This window comes from Corallococcus sp. M7, from assembly GCF_054512695.1.
On record NZ_CM137252.1, the window covers coordinates 9126556 to 9146517 of the forward strand.

Below are 19962 nucleotides of genomic sequence, written 5' to 3' on the forward strand. Positions count from 1 at the left end.
GCTCTAGCACGCGCGGAAACAGCCGGTCATGCTCCCATGCCAATCTTTCGGGGGGAGTCCAAGCAATGCCATTCTCGGACATGTCCGCGGTTGCCTCACGCCTGTTGTTGGGCTTGACCCTCGTGCTCGGTTCGGGCGTCACGGCGTGTGGCGGTGACCCCGATGACGGCCTGGACTGCCAGGTGGGAGATCCGCAGTACCAGACGGACCTGTACTTCGGCCGGAACCGGGTGAACAACGAGCCCGTCACCGAGGCCGAGTTCCAGGCCTTCGTGGACACGGTCGTCACGCCCCGCTTCCAGGACGGGCTGACCGTGTACGACGCCTATGGGCAGTACCAGTTGGAAAGCGGCGAACTGGTGCACGAGCAGAGCAAGATCATCGTGCTGCTGCACGACGGCAGCGCGGCGCGCTCGGCGGACATCGAAGCCATCCGCGAGGAGTACAAGAGCCAGTTCGACCAGGAGTCGGTGCTGCGCATCGACTCCCAGCCCTGCGTCGCGTTCTAGGCCGCGAAGCGCTCCCGGATCGCCGCGGCGCCCCCGCGCTCCAGCCATGCATCGAACGTGAGCAGTCCCGGCGCCAGCCGCCGCAGCGCCGGGATGTCCGCGCTCTCGAACACGAAGCCATCCTCGAACAGCTTCACCAGCTTGCGCAGCATCGGGTTCGACGCGAGCACCTCTGGCGGAAACCGTGAGTAGGAGATGGACGTCCCGGTGGCCCGGCCGATCTTCTCCGCGAGCGCGTTGCCGGTGAGCGAGTCCCCCGCCATCTCCAGCGTGGTCCCCACGTACGTGCGCGGATCCGCGAACACGCGCGCGGTCAGTACGCCGATGTTCTCCCCCGCGATGAACTGCATGGGCTGCTCCGGCTGGATGAAGAACTGGAGCGCCCCCCGTGTCAGGCCGAAGTCCGGCACCAGCAGCAGCTCCATGAAGGTCCCCGGCCGCACGATGGTCGCAGGCAGGCCACTGGCCCGGACGTGCTCCTCGATGCGCCACTTGGTCTCGAAGTGGCCCACACCCGTGCCGGGACGCAGCCCCAGCACCGACGTGTAGACGAAGTGCTCCACGCTCGCCGCCTTCGCCGCGTCCGCGATGGATGTGCCGAAGCGGACCTCGTCGTCGTCCGTGACGCCGTAGTGCACCTGTGGCGAGCTGGGCTGGATGCTGAAGACGCCGTACGCCCCCGCGACCGCGCGGTCGAGCGACGCGCGGTCCCCCATGTCCCCACGCACCAGCTCCACGCCCGCCGCTTCGAGCTCCCGGGCCCTGGCGCTCGCCGGGTCCCGCACGAGCGCGCGGACCCGCCAGCCGTCCTTCAGCAATGCCCGCGCCGTCGCGCCTCCCTGCTGCCCTGTTGCCCCCAGCACCAATACGGTTTCGCGCTTCGTCGCCATCGGGTCCTGCCTTTCGCTTGCTAAGCGGAGGATTGCTCCGGTTAAATGCGGAGCTATCCTCCGTTTTTCAAGTGGCAATGACAAAGCAGCCAAAGAACCCGCAGGAGGACGCGACGGGCGGAGCCTTGCGCGCGGACGCGCGGCGCAACCGGGAGCGGCTGCTCACGGCGGCGCATGACGTGTTCTCCGAGCGCGGCGCGGATGCGTCGCTCGCCGACGTGGCGAAGCGGGCGGAGGTCGGCATCGGCACGCTCTACCGTCACTTCGAATCGCGGGAGGCGCTCCTCGCCGCGACATGTGACGAGCAACTCGTGACGCTCGCGAAGGAGAGTCGCGAACGCTCGGAGGCCCTGCCACCGCTCGAAGCGCTGCGCGTCTTCCTGGCGGAGCTCGTGCACTCCGCGGGGATGTACAAGGGGCTCGCGGCGTCGCTGGGCATCGTCCTCAAGAACCACACCGCGGGCTGTGACGCGACGACGGCCGAGGGCCAGCGGCTGCTGGAGGCCGCCCAGCGCGCGGGCGAGGTGCGAGGCGACATCCTCCTGGATGACGTGGTGTGCATGGCGATGGCCATCTCCCTCGCCGCCGCGGAGAACGCCTCGGATCCCAAGCGCATCCCTCGCCTCACCGGGATGTTCTTCGACGGGCTGCGCTCCCGCCCCGAGCCCCGCGGCGCGCGGCGGCACTGACGCGAGCGGCCCTCACGGCCACGAGCCCCAGGCCCCGATGCACCGAAGCCCGGCCAGCCGTTCGGGGATGAACTTGTCTTCCTGAATGAAAGGGAGAGACCCGAGTAGGGCGCCCCGTCCGCGGCGCACCGCCAGAACCTGTCCGACTGTCGGACAAGTCGGGTCCACCGCAGCGAGAGGGCCATAACCCCCCAGGCCTCGGAAGCCTGTCCGACAACCTGCGGACGGTCGTTCCAGCCAGGCCGCCGCGAAACCTGTCCGACAGTCGGACAGGTCGAACTCACCTTCTGGGCCCCGCTCCATCCGAGCCGCGAGCACCTGTCCGACAGGCTTGGACCTCTTCACGTGCGGGCGGCCGCTCCAGCCGGGCCGCAGCTAAACCTGTCCGACTGTCCGACAAGTTCAGCGCACACGCTTCAGGACAGGTGCTCCACACGAGCTTCGGAAACCTGTCCGACTGTCCGACAGGTTTGGACCTTCACGCTCGCGGGTGGCGGCTCCAGCCGGACCGCCGGGAAACCTGTCCGACAGGTCTGGACCTTCACGCTCGCAGGCGGCCAGTCCAGCCAGACCGCCAGGAAACCTGTCCGACTGTCCGACAGGTTTGGGCCTCCGCGCTCGCGGGTGGCCGCTCCAGCCGGACCGCCGCGAAACTGTCCGACTGTCGGACAAGTTGGGCCCCTTGTGCGTTGGGGCCGCGGTTCCAGCCGGCCCGCCTCGAAACCTGTCCGACTGTCCGACAGGTTTTGGAAGACCGCGGCCGGGGAGCGCCCCCCATCCGAGCCGCGGGAACCTGTTCGACAGGCAGTGTGGTGAGCCGTGTCGGACCGGCGGTGTACAGCTTGGAGGCCTGGGGGCTTAGATTGCCGGTCCCATGAACGTCCTCGTCACCGGGGCCACCGGCCTCATCGGCAACGCCATCGCCCATCGGCTCGTGAAGCAGGGCGCCTCCGTCCGTGCGCTGGTGCGGGACGTGGCCCGTGCCGCGAAGCTGCTCCCTGACTCCGTGAAGCTCGTTCAGGGAGATGTCACATCGCCGGGCACCCTGCCCGCCGCCCTGCATGACGTGGAGCTCGTCTTCCACGCCGCGGGCATGCCGGAGCAGTGGCACCGGGACGACTCCATCTTCGACCGCGTGAACCGCCAGGGCAGCGTGAACGTCCTGTCCGCCGCGCACGCCGCGAGGGTGCGCCGCGTGGTCTACACGTCCACCATGGATGTCTTCGCCGCGCCCCGGGGCGGGGAGCTGACCGAAGCGCATATCGACCCGCACCCCAAGCCCACCGTCTACGAGCGCTCCAAGCAGGACGCCGAGCGCGCCGTGGAGGCCATCCGCCAGCAGGGCCTGGACGTCGTCTACGTCAACCCCGCCGCCGTCTACGGCCCCAGCCCCGTGCACGTGGGGCTCAACTCCTTCTTCATCCAGCTGCTCAACAAGAAGGCCCCGCTGCTGCCGCCGGGCGGCATGTCCGTGGTCTACGTGGACGGCTGCACCGACGTGCACCTCGCCGCCGCGAAAGACGGCGTCAACGGCGAGCGCTACCTCGTCGCCGACCAGTTCGTCAGCAACGCGGACCTCGCGCTCGCCATCCACCAGGCCGCGGGGGCCGGAAAGCCGCCCGCCGTCGCGCCCGTCTTCCTGATGGAGGCCCTGGCCCGCGTGTCCGCGCCGCTCGCGCGCGTATTCCCCTTCACGCCGCTCGTCGCGCCCGGCCAGCTGTCCTTCATGCGTTGGGAGGCCCGCGTGAACGCGGCCAGGGCCCAGCGGGAGCTGGCCTTCCGCCCCACCCCGCTCGCGGACGGCGTGGCCCGCACCGTCACATTCCTGCGGGAACAGGGACACATCCCGCGCGCCTGAGAAGAACATGGGGGTCCGCCCCACAGGGATGACGGACCCCCATGCGTGTCGCGGCTTCCTGGACGGAAATCTGGAGACGTTCACCAGGGCATGGAACCGGGTGGGCCTTGCCTCACCTGGCCAGGGCTTCCGTTCGATGGGCAGGCGGCCACTGCCAGGGCGCCTCAATCCCATGCATCCGGATCCGCGCCGTTCCCGTAGCCCCCGTGCTCCATCAACCCGCCCGCCTGCCCTCCGGCCCGGGACACGGGCTTTCGCGCGCCCTGTTCGACATGGGGTGTCGACACACGGCGTAAGGCCCACCTTTCAACGCACGCGCGTCCTTCACGGGTCCGACCCCCGTCGGGGACGCATGGGCCCCGTACCCCTCACCACGGAGTGACACCATGGCATTGCTATCCAACCTGCTGGGCGCGCTGGGCGCGTCGCAACGGAGCGTCTTCAGGGGCAGTGGCTGGAACCGCGGGCGTAGCGCCTACGGCCGCCGTCCCATTGGCTATGGATACCGGGGACGCAGGTCTTCCGGCGCGGGCGGCTCGCTGGGCCGGATGATTCTCGCGGGCCTGGGCGCCTACGGCCTGCGCCGCTACTTCAACAACCGCTCGCGGGTCACGGGTTACTGAGAGCGGGCCGCCGCGCGCGGCAGCGCCGGGAAGTACCGTGGACTTCCCCCGGACAGGCGCGCCGTCGCGGCACCCCCACGCGGGCACGGGAGCGTTCCACGGACTGCTCCCGGTGCCTGACATCCCGCACGCGCCGTGGGTGCGGGCGCCTCCGCTTGGAGTAGGGTCCCCTTCCGTGTCCGGCCACTGGCCGACGAAAGAGGCTCCGCACGCATGGCGAAGGCGAAATACGTCCTGGCGCTGGACCAGGGCACCACGGGGACCCACGTCTCCATCCTCGATACCCGGTTGCAGGTGGTGGGCCGCTCCTACAAGGAGCTGCCCCAGCACTTCCCCAAGCCGTCGTGGGTGGAGCACGACCTGATCGACATCTGGAACACCAGCGAGTGGTGCATCGCGCGCGCGCTCAAGGACGCCGGCCTCACCGGCAGCGACATCGCCGTGGTGGGCATCACCAACCAGCGCGAGACCACGGGCCTCTGGGACCGTGAGACCTCCGAGCCCCTGGCCCGCGCCATCGTCTGGCAGGACCGCCGCACCGCGGACATCTGTCAGCGGCTCAAGGCCCAGGGTGTGGAGCCCCGCGTGCGCGAGGTGACGGGCCTGGTGCTGGACCCCTACTTCTCCGGCACCAAGCTCACCTGGTTCTTCCAGCACCTCAAGGGCGCGAAGAAGCGCGCCGAGAAGGGCGACGTGTGCTTCGGCACCATGGACTCGTGGCTCGTGCACAAGCTCACCGGCGGCACCGCCCACGTCACGGACGTGTCCAACGCCAGCCGCACGCTGCTGATGGACCTGCGCACGCTCAACTGGGATGACGAGCTGTGCTCGCTCCTGGGCGTGCCGCGCGCGTGCCTGCCGGAGATTCGCGGCAACGCGGAGGTGTACGGCACCACGCGCGGCATGCGCAGCCTGCCGGACGGCATCCTCGTCGCGGGCATGGCCGGCGACCAGCAGGCGGCCCTCTTCGGGCAGGCGTGCTTCGAGCCCGGTGAATCCAAGTGCACCTACGGCACCGGCGCCTTCCTGCTCATGAACACCGGCACCCAGCCGGTGCGCTCCACCGCGGGGCTGCTCACCACCGTGGCGTGGAAGCTGGGCAACACCACGAACTATGCGCTGGAGGGCAGCTCCTTCATCGCGGGCGCCGCCGTGCAGTGGCTGCGCGACGGCCTCAAGGTCATCAAGAAGGCCCCGGACGTGGAGGCGCTCGCCGCCAGCGTGAAGGACTCCGGCGACGTCGTCTTCGTCCCGGCGCTCGCGGACCTGGGCGCGCCTCACTGGCGCCCGGAGGCGCGCGGCCTGTTCGCCGGCATCGACCGCTCCACCACCGTGGCGCACCTGGCGCGCGCGACGCTGGAGGGCGTGGCCCTCCAAATCCACGACCTGGCGGAGGCCATGCGCAAGGACAGCGGACGGAACATCCCCGTCTTCAAGGCGGACGGCGGCGCCGCGGCCAACAACCTGCTCATGCAGTACCAGGCGGACCTCTTGGGCGTGCCAGTGGTCCGCCCGCGCAACCTGGAGACCACGTCCCTGGGCGCGGCCTTCCTGGGCGGCCTGGGCGCGGGCGTGTGGACCAGCCCGGACGCCATCCGCCGCGCGTGGAAGGCGGACAAGACCTTCAAGCCGAAGATGAAGCCGGAGGTGCGAGCGCGCCACCTGGAAAAGTGGAAGCAGGCGGTTTCGCGCGCGTGAAATGAGACAAAGGAGCCCGGCGCATTGAACGCGCCGGGGCTTCCATCGGGCGGGGGAGCGGGTAGAACGGCCGCCATGGCCTACGACCGCACGTTGCTCTCCCCGGATGCGCTCCAGACCTTCCTCACCCAGCACCCCGCCTGGAAGCACGAGGGCGGGATGATCCGCCGCACCTACGAAGCGCCCTCGTTCCTGGAGGGCATCGCCTTCGTGGAGCGCGTGGCGAAGGCCGCGGAGGCCGCGGACCACCACCCGGACATCGACATCCGGTGGCGCAAGGTGACGCTGGCGCTGGTGACGCACGACGCGGGCGGCCTCACGTCCCGCGACACCTCCCTGGCGGCGGAGGCGGACCGCCTCTTCGGCGAAGGGGCCGCCGTCCGGTGATTCACGGCGTGCGTGGCACCCTGGCGGCCCTGGTGTGCGCGGTGTTCCTCGCCGCGCTCCCGGCCCTGGCCCAGGACGACGCTCCCACGGAGCCCCGTCCGGAACGTCTGTATTTCAACTCCGGCGCGCTGCTGGGGTCGGCGCGCGTGGTGGGCCTGGGCGGCGCCTACGTGGGCATCGCGGAGGGCGCGGCGGGCGTGTCCAGCAACCTGGCCGCCCTGGCCCAGCGCAGCCCGTCGCTGGAGCGCGACTGGGACCTGGGCGTCACCCTGTCCTGGCTGGACCTGCCCTTCACCGGCACCAAGCGCCGGGACGTGGACAACGACGGCCAGGCCGACGAATCCGTGGACAGCCGCCAGCTGCTGGGCGCGCTGATGTTGCAATACAAGCGCTTCGGCATCGGCTTCCTGTGGCGCAACAGCCGCACCGGCTACTGCCTCACCCTGGGCTGCCGGGGCGAGGGCGAGAAGCTGCGCGTCTCCCTCACCCAGTCCACGCTCGCGGGCTCCATCGCCTTCGGCCAGGACGACTTCATCCTGTCGCTGGGCATCTTCTCCGCGCAGGCCAGCTTCAGTGAGCTGGGCGACCAGTCCTGGCGCTACGGCGACACCGGCGTGGCGGTGGACATGCTCTTCCGTCCGCATGGGCGCCCCTACCGCATTGGCGTGTCGGTGCGCCCGGAGGTGGTGGCGGGCTGGCGCCGCGATGACGACCAGAGCCCCTTCATCGCGGGCCGGCAGATCTACGCGGCCGTGGTGTCCCCCGCGGTGCTGTCGCTGGGCGCCAGCTGGCGGTTGGGCGAAGGCGCGCACCGCTACAACCGGCTGTCCCCCGCCGCCCGGCGGCAGCTCCAGGTGGACGGGGACGCACTGCCGGTGCCGGAGGAGGAGCCCCGCGACGCACTGGCGGGCCGGTGGCTCATCACCGCGCAGGTGGACCTCATCTCCAGCGTGAGCAACGCGGTGGCGTCGCGCTCGCTGGCCACCACCACGGAGCCGCAGCCCGTGGGCGACACCGCCACCTTCCAGCCTCGCCTGGGCGCGGAGTGGGACACCTTCCCGGGCCTCCTGCGCCTGCGCGCGGGCACGTGGCTGGAGCCGTCCCCGTTCCGGGATCGGAACCCCCGGCCGCACCTCACCGGTGGCTTCGAGCTGTTCGTGCTGCGCTACTGGGAGGACTGGTCCATCACCGCGTCGTTCGACCTGGCGAGCCGCTACTCCAACTGGGGCGTCTCCATCGGCTTCTGGCGGTAGTGTCTGGCTTTGCGCCGGGGTGGGTAACGCGAGGACCTTCGTGGGTGCTCGCGTCGCCCACCCACGGCGTCCCGAACCCCATCCGTGAGCTCCACGCGCCGTCCGGCAGCGGGCGGCCGAGCAACCTTCCGTGCCGTATTTGCCGGGGTGGGATGGCATGCGAACCCTGCCGTACACGGAGGGGATTCCATGTATCTGGGGCGGGGGTGGCGCCGGACTGTCGTGGGCGCGACGGTGCTGGGTTTCGCAGTCGGCGGAGGGTGGGGGTGCGGAGGTGGGGCTGAAAAGCCTGATCCGGACACCTGCCAGGATTCGAAGTTGGGGTGTCCACCCGATGAGCAGCCTTCGGTCCCGGTCGAGGTACCTCCACCGGGCAGCGGCACGCAGCCGCCGCCGGGCAATGAGAACCCCCAGACCCAACCGCCTCCGGTGAAGGAGCCGGAGAAGGTGCCGCCCGCCTCGGGGGCCACGCTGTGGCTCGCGAAGGAGGGCGCCGCGCAGGACGACCTGGCGCTGGACCTGGCGGTGGACGCCACGACGGGCGACCTCTTCACCGCCGCCGTGCACGGCTACGACGACCTGGACGCGCGCACGCCCACGGATGACGCCGTGGACCTGGTCCTCACGCGGCGCTCCGGCGGCGGGCAGACGCTGTGGACCCGGACGTACGACGTGCGCGTGGACCCCACGCCCGTCGAGCTGCGCGCGGACGTGCGAGCCCGCGTGGCGGCGGACGGCAGTGGCGGCATGCTCCTGGCCGGCAACATCCAGGGCACGGTGGACCTGGGCACGGGCAAGCTCCGTGACGGCGCCATCATCGCGAAGCTGTCCGCGGACGGCTCGACGCTCTGGGCCCACCGGATCCCCAGCGAGCTGACGGTGAAGGACGTGGCGGCGGACGCGGAAGGAAGGCTCTACGTGGCCTATACCGCGCCGGGCAACGTGGACCTGGGCAACGAGGTGAAGGGGTCTCCGGCCGGCGTGGCGGTGTTCACGGCGGACGGCACCGCGGAGCGCGCCTTCGCCGTGGGCAGCGCGGAGTCCGAGGGCGCGGGCGCCGAGCCCCTGTCCCTGGCCCCCGCCGCGGACGGCAGCGTGGCGGTGGCGGGGCGCTACACGGGCACCGTGCGCTTCGGCACCAACGTCACGCAGGGCTCCGGTTCAGGCAGCCCGTTCGTGGCGCTGTACCGGCAGAACGGCGCGCTCGGCTGGGCGAAGGTGCGCCCTGGCGTGAAGGGGAGCGTCCTGGACGTGAGCCGCGACGCCGCCGGTGACGTGGTGGCGGGCGGCGACTACCAGGGCAGCTTCTCCTGGGCGGGCACGTCGCTGAAGGGCGCCTCCAGCCCCAGCCCCTTCGTGGTGGTGACGGGCGCGGACGGCACCGAGCGCTGGGCGCGAGACCTGGGCGTGGACGCGTCCGTGCAGGGCGTGGCCATCCACTCCACCGGCGAGGTGCTGGTGGTGGGCTACACGTACTCGTGGCTGGAGAACGGCGCCTCGGGCACGGACGGCCTGGGGTCCGCGCAGCTCTTCACCCAGCGCTTCGACCCCGCGGGACAGCCGCTGGCCTCGCGCCTCTTCCTGGGCACCGCGCCGGAAGCGCGCGGCGAGCTGTACGGCGTGGAGGCGGTGCCTGCGGTGACGTTGATGCCGGACGGCGACGCGGTGCTGTACGGCTACACCGACCGCGTCACCGACTTCGGCGTGGACAAGCTCAAGCCCACACGCGGAGACGTCTTCCTGGTGCGCGTGAAGTACTGAGCGCCTACTTCGCGCCCTGTGGAGCGCCCCCGCTTCCGTTGGCGGCGGGCGCTCCCGCGGGCCGCTGGTCCGGCGCCGTGGAGGCCCCTCCGCCGGGCCGCAGCGCGTTCTGGCCCAGGCGGGAGAAGTTGATGGAGTTGCTCAGGATGCGCACCGCCTCCTGGTCCGCGTGGAAGCCCATGGAGTTCTCCGCCTCCACGAAGTCCAGGTAGAACTGGGCGCGCTTCTGAAGGTCGCGAGCCCTGGCCAGCGACTCCTCGGACGCTCCCACCTTCCGTGCGCTCTCCAGGTCGTGGATGAGGTCCACCAGCGCGTCCATGGCGATGTTGCGCGTCTGGAAGGTGCGCGTCTGGATGGTTTCAGCGCGAGAGAGCAGCTCCGCCTCGCTCCACTTGTGGCACGTCTGGCAGGCGCGGTTGATGTTGAGCAGCGGGCTGCGCACGTGGTGGTCGCTGACCTTCATCGCCCCCTCGCGCTGGTAGGGCATGTGGCAGTCCGCGCACGCCACGCCGCTCTTCGCGTGGATGCCCTGGTTGTACATCTCGAACTCGGGGTGCTGCGCCTTGAGGACCTTCGCTCCGGTGAGCGCGTGGGTCCAGTCGGCGTGCCCGTCCTCGTCGTAGTACGCCATGATCTGGTCCACGTTGATGCCCTTGGCCCAGGGGTACGTGAGGCGCTTCTCCTTGCCCTTGAAGTAGTACTCGACGTGGCACTGCCCGCACACGTACGTGCGCATCTCCTGGCGGGTCGCGTCCTCGTTCACCTTGAAGTCCGGCACGCCCTGGCTGGCCTTGAGCGCGGCGATGCCCTCGATGAAGCCGGGGCGCGTGACGCGCAGCTGCATCGTGGTGGGGTCGTGGCAGTCGATGCAGGACACCGGGTGCTCCACGAGCTTGCGCGCCTCGGCGAAGGGCATCTGGTTCATCTTTTCAAAGCCCTTGATGAGGTCCCCGTCCCCCAGCTTCTTGTAGGGCACGTACACGCTGCCGTGGCAGTGGATGCAGGTGCCCGGCTGCTGCGTCACCTGCTGCCGCTGGGTGAAGGTCTGGTCGTCCAGCATGTACGCGTGGCCGCGCTCCTCGCGGAAGTCCTTGGCGAAGGCGTAGCCGCTCCACAGGGTGACCAGGCGAGGGTCCTCCTCCAGCCGGCTCTGCGCCACCACCGAGCGCGGATCCGCCTGGGTGGGCGTGCGCGCCACCGCCTCGCTGCCACCGTAGCGGGTGCGCTTCTGGTCCACCGTGCGCTTGTAGCCGTCGTACTGCAGCGGGAAGTTCTTCCCCCACACGGCGGGGTCCGTGATGGTGTCATTGAGCTCCACCACCCGGTAGAAGGGGTTCTTCGCCTCCTGCTTGCGCTCCATGATGTTGACCAGGAGCGCGGTGACGCCCGCCGAGGCCAGCGCCGCCGCCACCGCGACGGCCACCACGAGCTTCGTGCCGCTGAACCGCCGGTGCTTCTCCGGAGCCTTCTCGGGCTCGGTCATCGTTCAATCTCCTTACGGATGAGCTCGGGGTTCCCCGACCCTTCGGGATGGCCCACGGAGTTGTGGCAGGTGAGGCACTGGAGCTGCTCGCCGGGGGCCACCTGCCCGTGCCCCGTGGGCGGCGTCTCGATGGCCTCCACGATGGAGGCGTGGCACTTGCGGCACGCGTTCTCCGTCACCACACGGTTGCCCGGACGCAGGCGGATGGGGTCCGGGAAGGTGCCGGTGGTGAAGTAGAAGGAGTGCCAGAAGCCGTTGCTCGCCTTCGTGTAGTACTTGGGAACAAGGCCCGCGGGCGTGTGACAGTCGTTGCAGGTGGCCACCGCGTGGTGGCTGCTCTTGCGCCAGCCGTCGTACTGCTCGTTCATGATGTGGCAGTTGGCACAGGCGGCGGGGTCGTCCCGCAGGTACGACGAGCCCTTCGCGTACGCGAAGGTGAAGCCGCCGAGCCCGACCGCCACTCCGATGGCGATCCCGAGGAGGACGGCCAGCACTGTGCGGGATGCGAAGGGCACGTGGGGCACCCTACACGCATGACGGTGGCGCGTGAGCGTGAAATGCCAGACAGACGTCCACGACCGTCGGCCGCGTGGTCCCCCCCTCTGGCAAGACCCATGCTCGGGCATGTCCAAGCGTGCGGCGGCGTTGCTGTGTCTGGGCTTGAGCGCGGCCTGCGCGCACTACCGCGTCCAGGTGCCCGGCGCCGCGGGGGCCAGCGCCACCGAACCACAAGGCGAGGTCCTCTGGTCCCTGGGCTGGGGGCTGGTCCAGGAGCGGCCCCGGGTGGACAACTGCCAGGGCCAGGCGCTCGCGGAGGTCACCCAGAGCACCAACGTGGGCTTCGCGCTCATCAGCGTGCTGACGCTCGGCCTGGCCATGCCGCAGCGGGTGGAGTGGCGCTGCGCCAAGGCCCAGCCCACGCCCGGCGACCTCGGGGTGCGGTAGGCCATGCCCCCCGTCATCCACGAGAGCAGCCAGAAGCGCTGGCAGAACTGGCACCAGAGCTACACCCAGAAGCTGGAGCTGCTGGTGGACGTCTGGAACGAGGATGCCTCCCAGTCCACGGTGCCGGGCTACATCGATACCACCGTGGGCCTCCAGGGGCTCATCCAGCGCGCGCTCACCGAGCGCCTGGAGATCCGCGGCCTGGGCGGCGGCTGGTCCTTCTCCAAGGCGCCCGCCACCAGCGGCATCCTCGTCAACACCCGGCCGCTGAACTACCTCTTCCCCGCGCCCCGCACCCATCCCGCCTTTCCAGGCCGGAGGGAGGACCTGCTCTTCGCGCAGTGTGGGGTCTCCGTCGCGGAGCTGAACCACTTCCTGAAGAGCATCGGCAAGTCGCTGACCACCTCGGGCGCGAGCAACGGACAGACCATCGCCGGGGCCATCGGGACGGGCACGCATGGCTCGAATCTGGAGACCGGCGCCCTCCAGGACTCCGTGGTGGGGCTGCACCTCGTCGTCTCACCGGACCGCCACGTCTGGCTGGAGCGGGCCAGCGCGCCGGTCATCCACGACGAGATCCCCCAGAAGCTGGGCGCGGAGCTCGTCCGGGACGACGCCCTCTTCAACGCCGCCCTGGTGGGCCTGGGCGGCTTCGGGCTGGTGCACGGCGTCCTCCTGGAGGTGGTGGACCTCTACTACCTCCAGGCGTACCGCCGGCTGATGCCGCTCGATGAAGGGCTCTGGCGCGCGTTCGACCAGTTGGACTTCTCCGGCATCACGCTGCCGGGCCCGCCGGGGCTCAAGCCCTATCACTTCACGGCGGTCATCAACCCCAACGACATGGACCGGGGCGTCTTCGTCACGGTGATGTACAAGCACGCGCATTGTCCGGATGGTTCGACCCCGCCCAGCCCCGGCAGCAAGCTGACCCAAGGGGACAACGGGCTCGAGATCATCGGCGTGCTGACGGACATGGTCTCGGAGCTGACCATCCCCCTGCTGTCGCGGCTGATGGACCGCTTCTACACGGAATACGAAAACATCTGCGGGACGCACGGCGAGCTGTTCACCGACACGACCACCCGGGGCAAGGCCTGGGGCAGCGCGGTGGGCGTGCCGCTCGGCCGGGTGCGCGAGACGGTGGAGATGGCCCTCGCCATCAATCGCGCCCACGCGTTCCCCGGGCTGTTCGGGCTGCGCTACACCCTGCCCTCCCGGGCCACGCTGGCGTTCACCCAGCACGCGCCCATGACGTGCGTCCTCGATATCGACGGCGCGTCGTCCACCCGCACGAAGTCCTACAACCGCCGCGTCTGGCAGCAGCTCGCCGCGTCCTCCATCCCGCACACGTACCACTGGGGGAAGTTCCACGAGCTGGACGGCCCGGCGGTGCGAAGCCGGTACGGCACGGCACGCGTGGACTCCTGGCTCGGTGCCAGGCAGGCCCTGCTCCCCACGCCGGAGCTGCGCGCGGCCTTCGCCAATGACTATCTCCGCGGCTTGGGACTCGCGTGAGGAGGCTCGCCAGCCTGTCGCTGATGGGCGCCCTGCTCGCCCCGGGCGCGGCGAGCGCGCGGGACAGCGACACCATCAACCTCTACCGCTACGTGCTCGACGTGGACGTGCCGGAGTCACCGGCCCTGGTCGCCATGGAGGAGGCGCCGCTGCGCGTGCTGCTCGGCGCCGCGCCCAAGCCGGTGATGACCACGGTGCTGGCCTCAGCGGCGCCGGATGGGCTCCGGCCAGGACTCAGCCTGGACGTCGCGCCCTACTTCCTCTTCGGCGGTGGCGTCCGGAGCCTGGCCCGCTACCGCTCGAACTCGGTGGCGGGCCGGCTGATGCGGGTGCTGACGAAGACGACGGTGTCCGCGGCCGTGCTGCCGGACCTGGATGGCACGGGCGCATGGCGCGTGGGGCTCGGGCTCCGGGCGACGTTCCATGATCCGCACGACCCCGTGCTCAACTCCGACCTGCCCGAACGGGTGGCGGAGGAGCTGGAGCGGCATGGCATCCCGCCGCCCGCGGACTCGGACGAGGACGTGTCCGAGCGGGGCGTGGACCTGTCCGCCATCTTCGACCGGGCTGAAAGACAGATGCGCTCCCGGAGCGGAGACGTTCAAATCTCCGGCGGATGGGGCGTCTCCGCCCGCACGGAGGGCGGCGTGCTCACGGGCGACGGGCTCCGCGACACGAAGCACACGTTCTGGCTGACCGGACAGGCCGCGCTCGGCCGGCGCTTCGACGCGCTCGCCACGATGCAGGCGCTGGACCTGTTCCGCGACAGCAGGGCGCTGCGCGCCGGGCTGGGCGTGCAGCGAAAGACCTCCGTGGCCGACTTCCGCGCGGAGCTGGCCTTCGACGGCACCGACAATCGCTTCCACCCGGGCGCTGGCATCGACGTGAAGCTGCCCGGCTGCACCCGCGCCATCGCTTCCCTCACCACGGCGCCCGGCCAGGACACGGATGACGGGCCGGTGCTCCGGGGCCAGGTGCAGCTGCGCTGGTACTTCGCCCGGTGCCGTTGAAAGACAACGGGCCCGGCGCACCGAAGGCACCGGGCCCGTCCATGTCTCACAGCGAGGAACTTCTTCAGCCGCCGAGCGCCACGTTCTCCAGCACGCCCAGCGCGTCCGGGACGAGCACGGCGGCGGAGTAGTAGGTGCTCACCAGGTAGTTCGTGATGGCCTGGTCGTTCACGGCCATGCGCTTCACGGTGAGGCTCGGCTCCACCTCGTCGGGGATGCCCGCGTTGTGCAGGCCCACCACGCCCTGGTCGTCCTGACCGGTGCGCATGGCGATGATGGAGGTGGTGTTCTCCCGGCTGATGGGCAGCTTGTCGCACGGGAGGATGGGCACCCCGCGCCACGCCTGGAACTTGTGTCCGCCCACGTCCACGACCGTGGGGTACAGGCCGCGCTTGTTGCACTCCCGGCCGAACGCCGCGATGGCGCGCGGGTGGGCCAGGAAGTAGCGCGTCTTGCGGCGGCGCGACACCAGCTCATCCATGTCGTCCGGCGTCGGCGGACCCGAGCGGGTGTTGATGCGCTGCTTGAGGTCGGCGTTGTGCAGCAGGCCGAACTCCGGGTTGTTGATGAGCTCCCACTCCTTGCGCTCCTTCAGCGCCTCGATGGTCAGCCGCAGCTGCTCCGCGGTCTGGTTCATCGGGTCGTTGAAGACGTCCGACACGCGGGTGTGCACGCGCAGGATGGTCTGCGCCACGCTCAGCTCGTACTCGCGCGGCTTCAGCTCGTAGTCCACGAAGGTGCCGGGCAGCACGGGCTCGCCGTGGTGACCGGCGGCCAGCGCGATGGCGGCCTGCCCCGCCTTGTCCTGGGGCTTCTTCAGGTTGGCCCGGTAGCGCTCCACGTGCGCCTTCAGCGCCGGGGACTGGCTGATGAGGGACTCGAACACCTCCTGCGGCAGCGCCATCACCGTGCAGGCCGTGATGGCCTTGACGGTGAAGGGCCACACGTCGTTCGACTCCACCACCGACTGGTCACCGAAGTGGTCGCCGTCCGCCAGCGTGTCCAGCACCACGGGGTCGCCGTACTTGCCGGCCGTCAGCTTCTGCGCCTTGCCGTGGGCGATGAGCATCACGTGCTCGGCGGACCTGCCCGCCTCCACGATGACGTCGCCCGCCTTGTAGTGCTGCTGGATGAAGCGGCCGGCCAGGGTGCGGATGAGCAGGTCATCCACGTCCTGGAAGCCCCGCATCAGCGGCAGCTTGAGCAGCTCCTGGGCGATGACCTCCACCTTGACGCCGATGTTGCTGAAGTTCAGCCGGTCGTCGCCCACGGTGTACGTCAGCCGCCGGTTCACGCGGTACGTGCCGCCGGACACCTGCACCCAGGGCAGGATGTTCAGCAGGTAGCGGGGCGAGATGCCCTGCATCACCGGCTGCGTCTTCGTCGTCGTCGCGAGCTGGCGCGCACCCGCCGTGCTGAGGGTGGTGCCCTCGTGCGCCGCTACGTCCTTCTGTGAAGTCGTCATGGAAGAACCTTCCCGTTACGTGCGGACGAAGAACTACGAGCGGCCCAGCTCCACGCTCTCCAGGATGCCCAGCGCGTCCGGCGTCAGCACCGCCGCGGAGAAGTACGCCGTCACCAGGTAGTTCATGATGGCCTTCTCGTTGATGCCCATGAACCGCACGTTCAGGCTGGGCTCGATCTCATCCGGGATGCCCGCCTGGTGCAGACCGACGACGCCCTGGTTCTTCTCACCCACGCGCATCAGCATGATGGACGTGGTGCGCGACTCGCTGATGGGCAGCTTGTTGCAGGACACGATGGGGATGCCGCGCCACGCGGGCACGTGGTTCCCGTTCATGTCGATGCTGGTGGGGTAGATGCCCCGCTTGTTGCACTCCTGCCCGAACGCGGCGATGGCGCGCGGGTGGGCCAGGAAGAACGACGGCTCCTTCCACACCGTGGCCAGCAGCTCGTCCATGTCGTCCGGCGTCGGCGCGCCGGAGCGGGTGTGGATGCGCTGCTTCAGGTCCGCGTTGTGCAGCAGGCCGAACTCGCGGTTGTTGATGAGCTCGTGCTCCTTGCGCTCCTTCAGCGCCTCCACGGTCAGACGCAGCTGCTGCTGGGTCTGGTTCATGGGGTCGTTGAAGAGGTCCGCGACGCGCGTGTGGATCTGCAGCACGGTCTGCGCGACGGCCAGCTCGTACTCGCGCGGGTGCGTCTCGTAGTCCACGTAGGTGCCGGGCAGCACGGGCTCGCCGTGGTGGCCGGCGGCCAGCTCGATGGCCTTCTGGCCGGACGTGTCCTGCTTCTTCCTGGAGCGGGCCTTGAAGTCCTCGATGTGCTTCTGCAGCGACGGGACCTGCGCCACCACCGCCTCGAAGGCGGACTGCTGGAGGATGAGCGCGATGACCGGCGTCACGGCCTTGGCCGTGAACTGCCAGTAGTCCTGCGACTCCAGGAGCGCCTGGTAGCTGTAGTGGTCGCCGTCCGCCAGCGTCTCCAGCACCAGCGGCTCGCCGTACTTGCCGGTGCCGATGCGGTTCACCTTGCCGTGGGCGATGAGGACGATGGAGTCCGCTTCCTTGCCGGCCTCGGTGATGACCTCACCGGCCTTGTACTCCTTCTGCACGAAGCGGTTGGCCAGCGCGGTCAGCGCCTCCACGTCCTCGTAGCCGCGCAAGAGGGGCAGCTCGCCCAGCTCCTGCGGAATCACCTGCACCTTGGCGCCGGTGCTGGTGAAGGTGACGCGGCCGTCGCCCACCGCGTAGGTCATGCGGCGGTTGACGCGGTACGTACCGCCGGACACCTGCACCCACGGCAGCAGCTTGAGCAGCCACCGCGAGGAGATGCCCTGCATCTGCGGCTCGGACTTGGTCGTCGTCGCCAGCTGACGCGCCGCCTGCGTGCCAAGGCTCTGGTTGTTGTCATCGAACTTCTTCAGGTCGTTGGACATGGGGTCACCCTCTCCAGGTTAAGGATTCAAAAAGGCTTCGGACTTCGGTGGGACTCAGGACCTGCCGGCGCGGAACAGCTCGGCGATGCGCATGGCGGAGGTGCCCAGGGCGGAGACGTTCCCGACCTTGAGCTTCGGCGCCGCGTCGTGGAGGAGCTCCGTCTCGGTGTAACGGGTCACCTCCGCGTGCCACATGGGGATGCCCGCCATCCACTGCTGGAGCTGCTCCACGTACTTGTTCAGCTTCTCCTGCGCCTTCGCATCCAGGTCGAAGGTGCGGATGACCACCGGCAGCTCCTTGGCCACCAGGTGCTGGAACTGCTGCATGCGCGCGGTCATCAGCGCGTTGACCACGCTCACGGCCTCGTCCTTGTCCACGCCCAGGAACTTCTGGATGACGAGCACGCAGTTGTTGAGCTCGCCCTCGAACTGGATCTCCTTCTGGTAGGAGAAGAGGTCGTTGACGAAGCACGCGTAGTCCGCGGCGGAGTTCTCCAGCCCGCGCAGCGTGCGGGTGTTGAAGACGTCCTCCGGCACCGCGTCGCCCTTGGACAGGCGCGACAGGCTCATGGTGAGGTCCGAGCCGAACGTCTTGCGGCGCATCTCCACGTAGTCCACGGGGTCCGGCACGCGGTTGGTGAGCTGGTTGTTCAGCTCCCACACCCAGCTGTCCGTCATGTCCTGGATGGCCTTGCGGAACAGCTTGCGGCCGCGCGGCGACAGCGGGCCGGCGGTGCGCTTCCACAGGTCCGCCAGGCCCAGCTCCACGGGATTCGTGGGCACCGCGGCGTTGGCGGCCTCCACGTCATCCGGCATGAACTGGCCCAGCCGCGCGGTGAACATCTTCGCGCCCGCCATGTCCCGCGTGTTCGCGTAGAGCATGGGGAAGTAGTCGTCCGCGTAGGTGCCCCAGACGAGCCAGCACGCCGTCAGGTCCAGCTGCTCCGGCGTCGCGTCCGGGTGGATGTACGCGCCGCAGAGGGCCACGTCCGCCGCGTCGAACTTGTGGTCGTCCCAGACGTAGAACCCCACGACGGGCACCACCTCCAGCATCCCCATCCGCCGTGCCCACTCCTTGGAGTTCTTGCGCGCGCGGTCCAGGTGCGGGCTCTGGTACGTGCTGTACGGCATGTAGAACTTCGGCAGCTTCGTGGGGCCCACGTACTGGCGGGGCACGTGGCTCAGCGACCGGGAGCGAGGCCCCAGCCCCAGCCCGCCCGGCGTCAGCGGAATCCGCAGCGCGGAGGTGCCCAGACCGGAGGGCACGGGGATGGACAGCGCCGGCCGCTCCTCCGAGTGCTGGTTCATGTAGCGGTTGGAGCGCATGTGCCACTCGTGGCCGCCGGACTGCCAGTCCTGGAGGCCCCGCAGGTACGTGAGCACCTGCGCCTGCTCCACCGGGTTGAGCCCGTACTCCGCGAACAGCCACGGCAGCTCCGTGGCGAACGTGGTCTCGAACTGCTGGAGCCGCGACGTCAGCAGGTCGTTGACCAGCTCCGCCGCGCGCTGGGTGTCGCAGTCGAGGAACTTCTCCACCACCAGCACGCCGTTGGAGAGCTCGCCCTCCTCCAGCTCGCGCTCGTAGGAGAACAGGTCGTTGCGCAGGTGCACCGCGTCCGAGAACGTGTCCTTGAAGACGCGCATCGGCCGGCTCTTCACGACGCGGTCCGGAATCTCCGCGGCGACGGCGTGCTCCACCAGGTCGGAAGACCAGGGCGCGCCGCCCACCTTGCGCCGCATCTCGATGTACTCGATGGGGTTGGAGACGCGCGCCTCGCTGATGTTCTCGATCTCCCACATCGATTCATCGAGCAGGTGCTTGGTGTTCTCGTAGAAGCGCTTGCGCCAGTCCATGGACATGGAGGGCACGGTGCGCTGCCACAAGTCCCAGAGGGCGCGCTCCACCGGGTTGGTGGGCTCCGGCGGCGGGGTCATGTCCAGCGGCATGAACAGCGGCAGCCGGTCCAGGTAGGCCTGGCCGCCCTTCACGTCACGCGAGTACTTGAAGACCTCCAGGAAGTGGTCGTCGAAGTAGAAGACCCAGACGTACCAGTCCGTGATGAGGTCCAACTCCGGGCCCGGCGCCTCCGGGTGCGTGTACGCACAGAGCAGCGCGTAGTCCATGCCGTCGAAGCGGCGCTCGGACCAGATTTCGCGGTCCGTGCCATCCCGCGGCGGGCCCAGGATGCCCATCTGGTAGGACCACGCCTTGGTGTGCGCGCGGGCCCCTTCCAGGTTCGGATTCAGGCGCGCCGGCCACGGCACGTAGAAATCCGGCAACTGGAACGGTTGCTTCTGCTTCCCCTTGGACATGCTCGCCCCTCGTTGATCCCCGGGGGCTTGTACTGTCGTCCAGTGGGCAACACCACGGACAACCAGCTGAGCAGGAAACGTTGGTTAATCCAGTGAATAAGGGTTCGCGGGGATGGGGGATGACCCACTTGG

General features: G+C 69.5%; 17 protein-coding genes. 11 read left to right on the plus strand and 6 right to left on the minus strand.

Going from position 1 to position 19962, the window contains the following annotated elements:
• Positions 1–65: 65 nt before the first annotated feature.
• The gene (locus ACX114_RS36655) at positions 66–509 is read left to right on the plus strand and encodes a DUF3574 domain-containing protein (protein WP_459292174.1); all 444 of its coding nucleotides are present in this window, start codon (positions 66–68) and stop codon (positions 507–509) included.
• Here the strand turns inward: ACX114_RS36655 and ACX114_RS36660 are convergent.
• Entirely contained in the window at positions 506–1399 is an 894-nt protein-coding gene (locus ACX114_RS36660; RefSeq protein ID WP_459292176.1) for an NmrA/HSCARG family protein, read from the minus strand. The two genes, ACX114_RS36655 and ACX114_RS36660, sit on opposite strands and share 4 nt — an antisense overlap.
• A gap of 77 nt (positions 1400–1476) precedes the next feature.
• Between ACX114_RS36660 and ACX114_RS36665 the strand changes: the two genes are divergently transcribed.
• The 7 genes from ACX114_RS36665 to ACX114_RS36695 all read left to right on the plus strand — a co-directional run bounded on the left by ACX114_RS36665 (position 1477) and on the right by ACX114_RS36695 (position 9668).
• Positions 1477–2088 carry a TetR/AcrR family transcriptional regulator gene (locus ACX114_RS36665; RefSeq protein WP_459292178.1) on the plus strand — a complete coding sequence of 204 codons (612 nt, stop codon included), beginning with the start codon at positions 1477–1479 and terminating at the stop codon, positions 2086–2088.
• A gap of 874 nt (positions 2089–2962) precedes the next feature.
• Positions 2963–3946 (plus strand): SDR family NAD(P)-dependent oxidoreductase, encoded by a 984-nt coding sequence (locus ACX114_RS36670; protein WP_459292180.1) that lies wholly within the window; start codon positions 2963–2965, stop codon positions 3944–3946.
• A gap of 386 nt (positions 3947–4332) precedes the next feature.
• The gene (locus ACX114_RS36675) at positions 4333–4569 is read left to right on the plus strand and encodes a hypothetical protein (protein WP_459292182.1); all 237 of its coding nucleotides are present in this window, start codon (positions 4333–4335) and stop codon (positions 4567–4569) included.
• Positions 4570–4782: 213 nt separating this feature from the next.
• Positions 4783–6267: a glycerol kinase GlpK gene (gene glpK, locus ACX114_RS36680; RefSeq protein ID WP_459292183.1), complete on the plus strand. Its 1485-nt coding sequence runs from the start codon at positions 4783–4785 to the stop codon at positions 6265–6267.
• A gap of 75 nt (positions 6268–6342) precedes the next feature.
• Positions 6343–6654, plus strand: coding sequence for a 4a-hydroxytetrahydrobiopterin dehydratase (locus ACX114_RS36685; RefSeq protein ID WP_375754950.1), 312 nt, complete (start codon positions 6343–6345; stop codon positions 6652–6654).
• An 8-nt stretch (positions 6655–6662) separates the two neighbouring features.
• Positions 6663–7907 (plus strand): hypothetical protein, encoded by a 1245-nt coding sequence (locus tag ACX114_RS36690; RefSeq protein ID WP_459292186.1) that lies wholly within the window; start codon positions 6663–6665, stop codon positions 7905–7907.
• Between the two features lie 318 nt (positions 7908–8225).
• On the plus strand, positions 8226–9668 hold the full coding sequence (locus ACX114_RS36695) for a hypothetical protein (RefSeq protein WP_459292188.1): 1443 nt from the start codon (positions 8226–8228) through the stop codon (positions 9666–9668).
• 4 nt (positions 9669–9672) lie between these two features.
• On the opposite strand, the gene ACX114_RS36700 is transcribed toward ACX114_RS36695, so the two are convergent.
• Entirely contained in the window at positions 9673–11151 is a 1479-nt protein-coding gene (locus ACX114_RS36700) for an ammonia-forming cytochrome c nitrite reductase subunit c552 (RefSeq protein ID WP_459292190.1), read from the minus strand.
• Positions 11148–11666 (minus strand): cytochrome c nitrite reductase small subunit, encoded by a 519-nt coding sequence (gene nrfH / locus ACX114_RS36705; protein WP_459292192.1) that lies wholly within the window; start codon positions 11664–11666, stop codon positions 11148–11150. The genes ACX114_RS36700 and nrfH overlap by 4 nt, the downstream gene beginning before the upstream one ends.
• Positions 11667–11775: 109 nt before the next feature.
• Here nrfH and ACX114_RS36710 point away from each other — a divergent pair, with 109 nt between their 5' ends.
• From ACX114_RS36710 to ACX114_RS36720, 3 genes are read left to right on the plus strand one after another with little or no spacing between them, the layout of a single operon-like run.
• Positions 11776–12096: a hypothetical protein gene (locus tag ACX114_RS36710; protein WP_459292194.1), complete on the plus strand. Its 321-nt coding sequence runs from the start codon at positions 11776–11778 to the stop codon at positions 12094–12096.
• Between the two features lie 3 nt (positions 12097–12099).
• Entirely contained in the window at positions 12100–13611 is a 1512-nt protein-coding gene (locus ACX114_RS36715; protein ID WP_459292196.1) for an FAD-binding protein, read from the plus strand.
• On the plus strand, positions 13608–14621 hold the full coding sequence (locus ACX114_RS36720) for a hypothetical protein (RefSeq protein ID WP_459292198.1): 1014 nt from the start codon (positions 13608–13610) through the stop codon (positions 14619–14621). The genes ACX114_RS36715 and ACX114_RS36720 overlap by 4 nt, the downstream gene beginning before the upstream one ends.
• A 64-nt stretch (positions 14622–14685) precedes the next feature.
• On the opposite strand, the gene ACX114_RS36725 is transcribed toward ACX114_RS36720, so the two are convergent.
• From ACX114_RS36725 to ACX114_RS36735, 3 genes are read right to left on the minus strand one after another with little or no spacing between them, the layout of a single operon-like run.
• Positions 14686–16086, minus strand: a complete 1401-nt coding sequence (locus ACX114_RS36725) for a family 2B encapsulin nanocompartment shell protein (RefSeq protein WP_459292200.1) — start codon at positions 16084–16086, stop codon at positions 14686–14688.
• A 33-nt stretch (positions 16087–16119) separates the two neighbouring features.
• Entirely contained in the window at positions 16120–17517 is a 1398-nt protein-coding gene (locus ACX114_RS36730) for a family 2B encapsulin nanocompartment shell protein (protein WP_459292202.1), read from the minus strand.
• A 54-nt stretch (positions 17518–17571) separates the two neighbouring features.
• The gene (locus ACX114_RS36735) at positions 17572–19830 is read right to left on the minus strand and encodes a family 2 encapsulin nanocompartment cargo protein terpene cyclase (protein WP_459292204.1); all 2259 of its coding nucleotides are present in this window, start codon (positions 19828–19830) and stop codon (positions 17572–17574) included.
• Between the last annotated feature and the right edge of the window lie 132 nt (positions 19831–19962).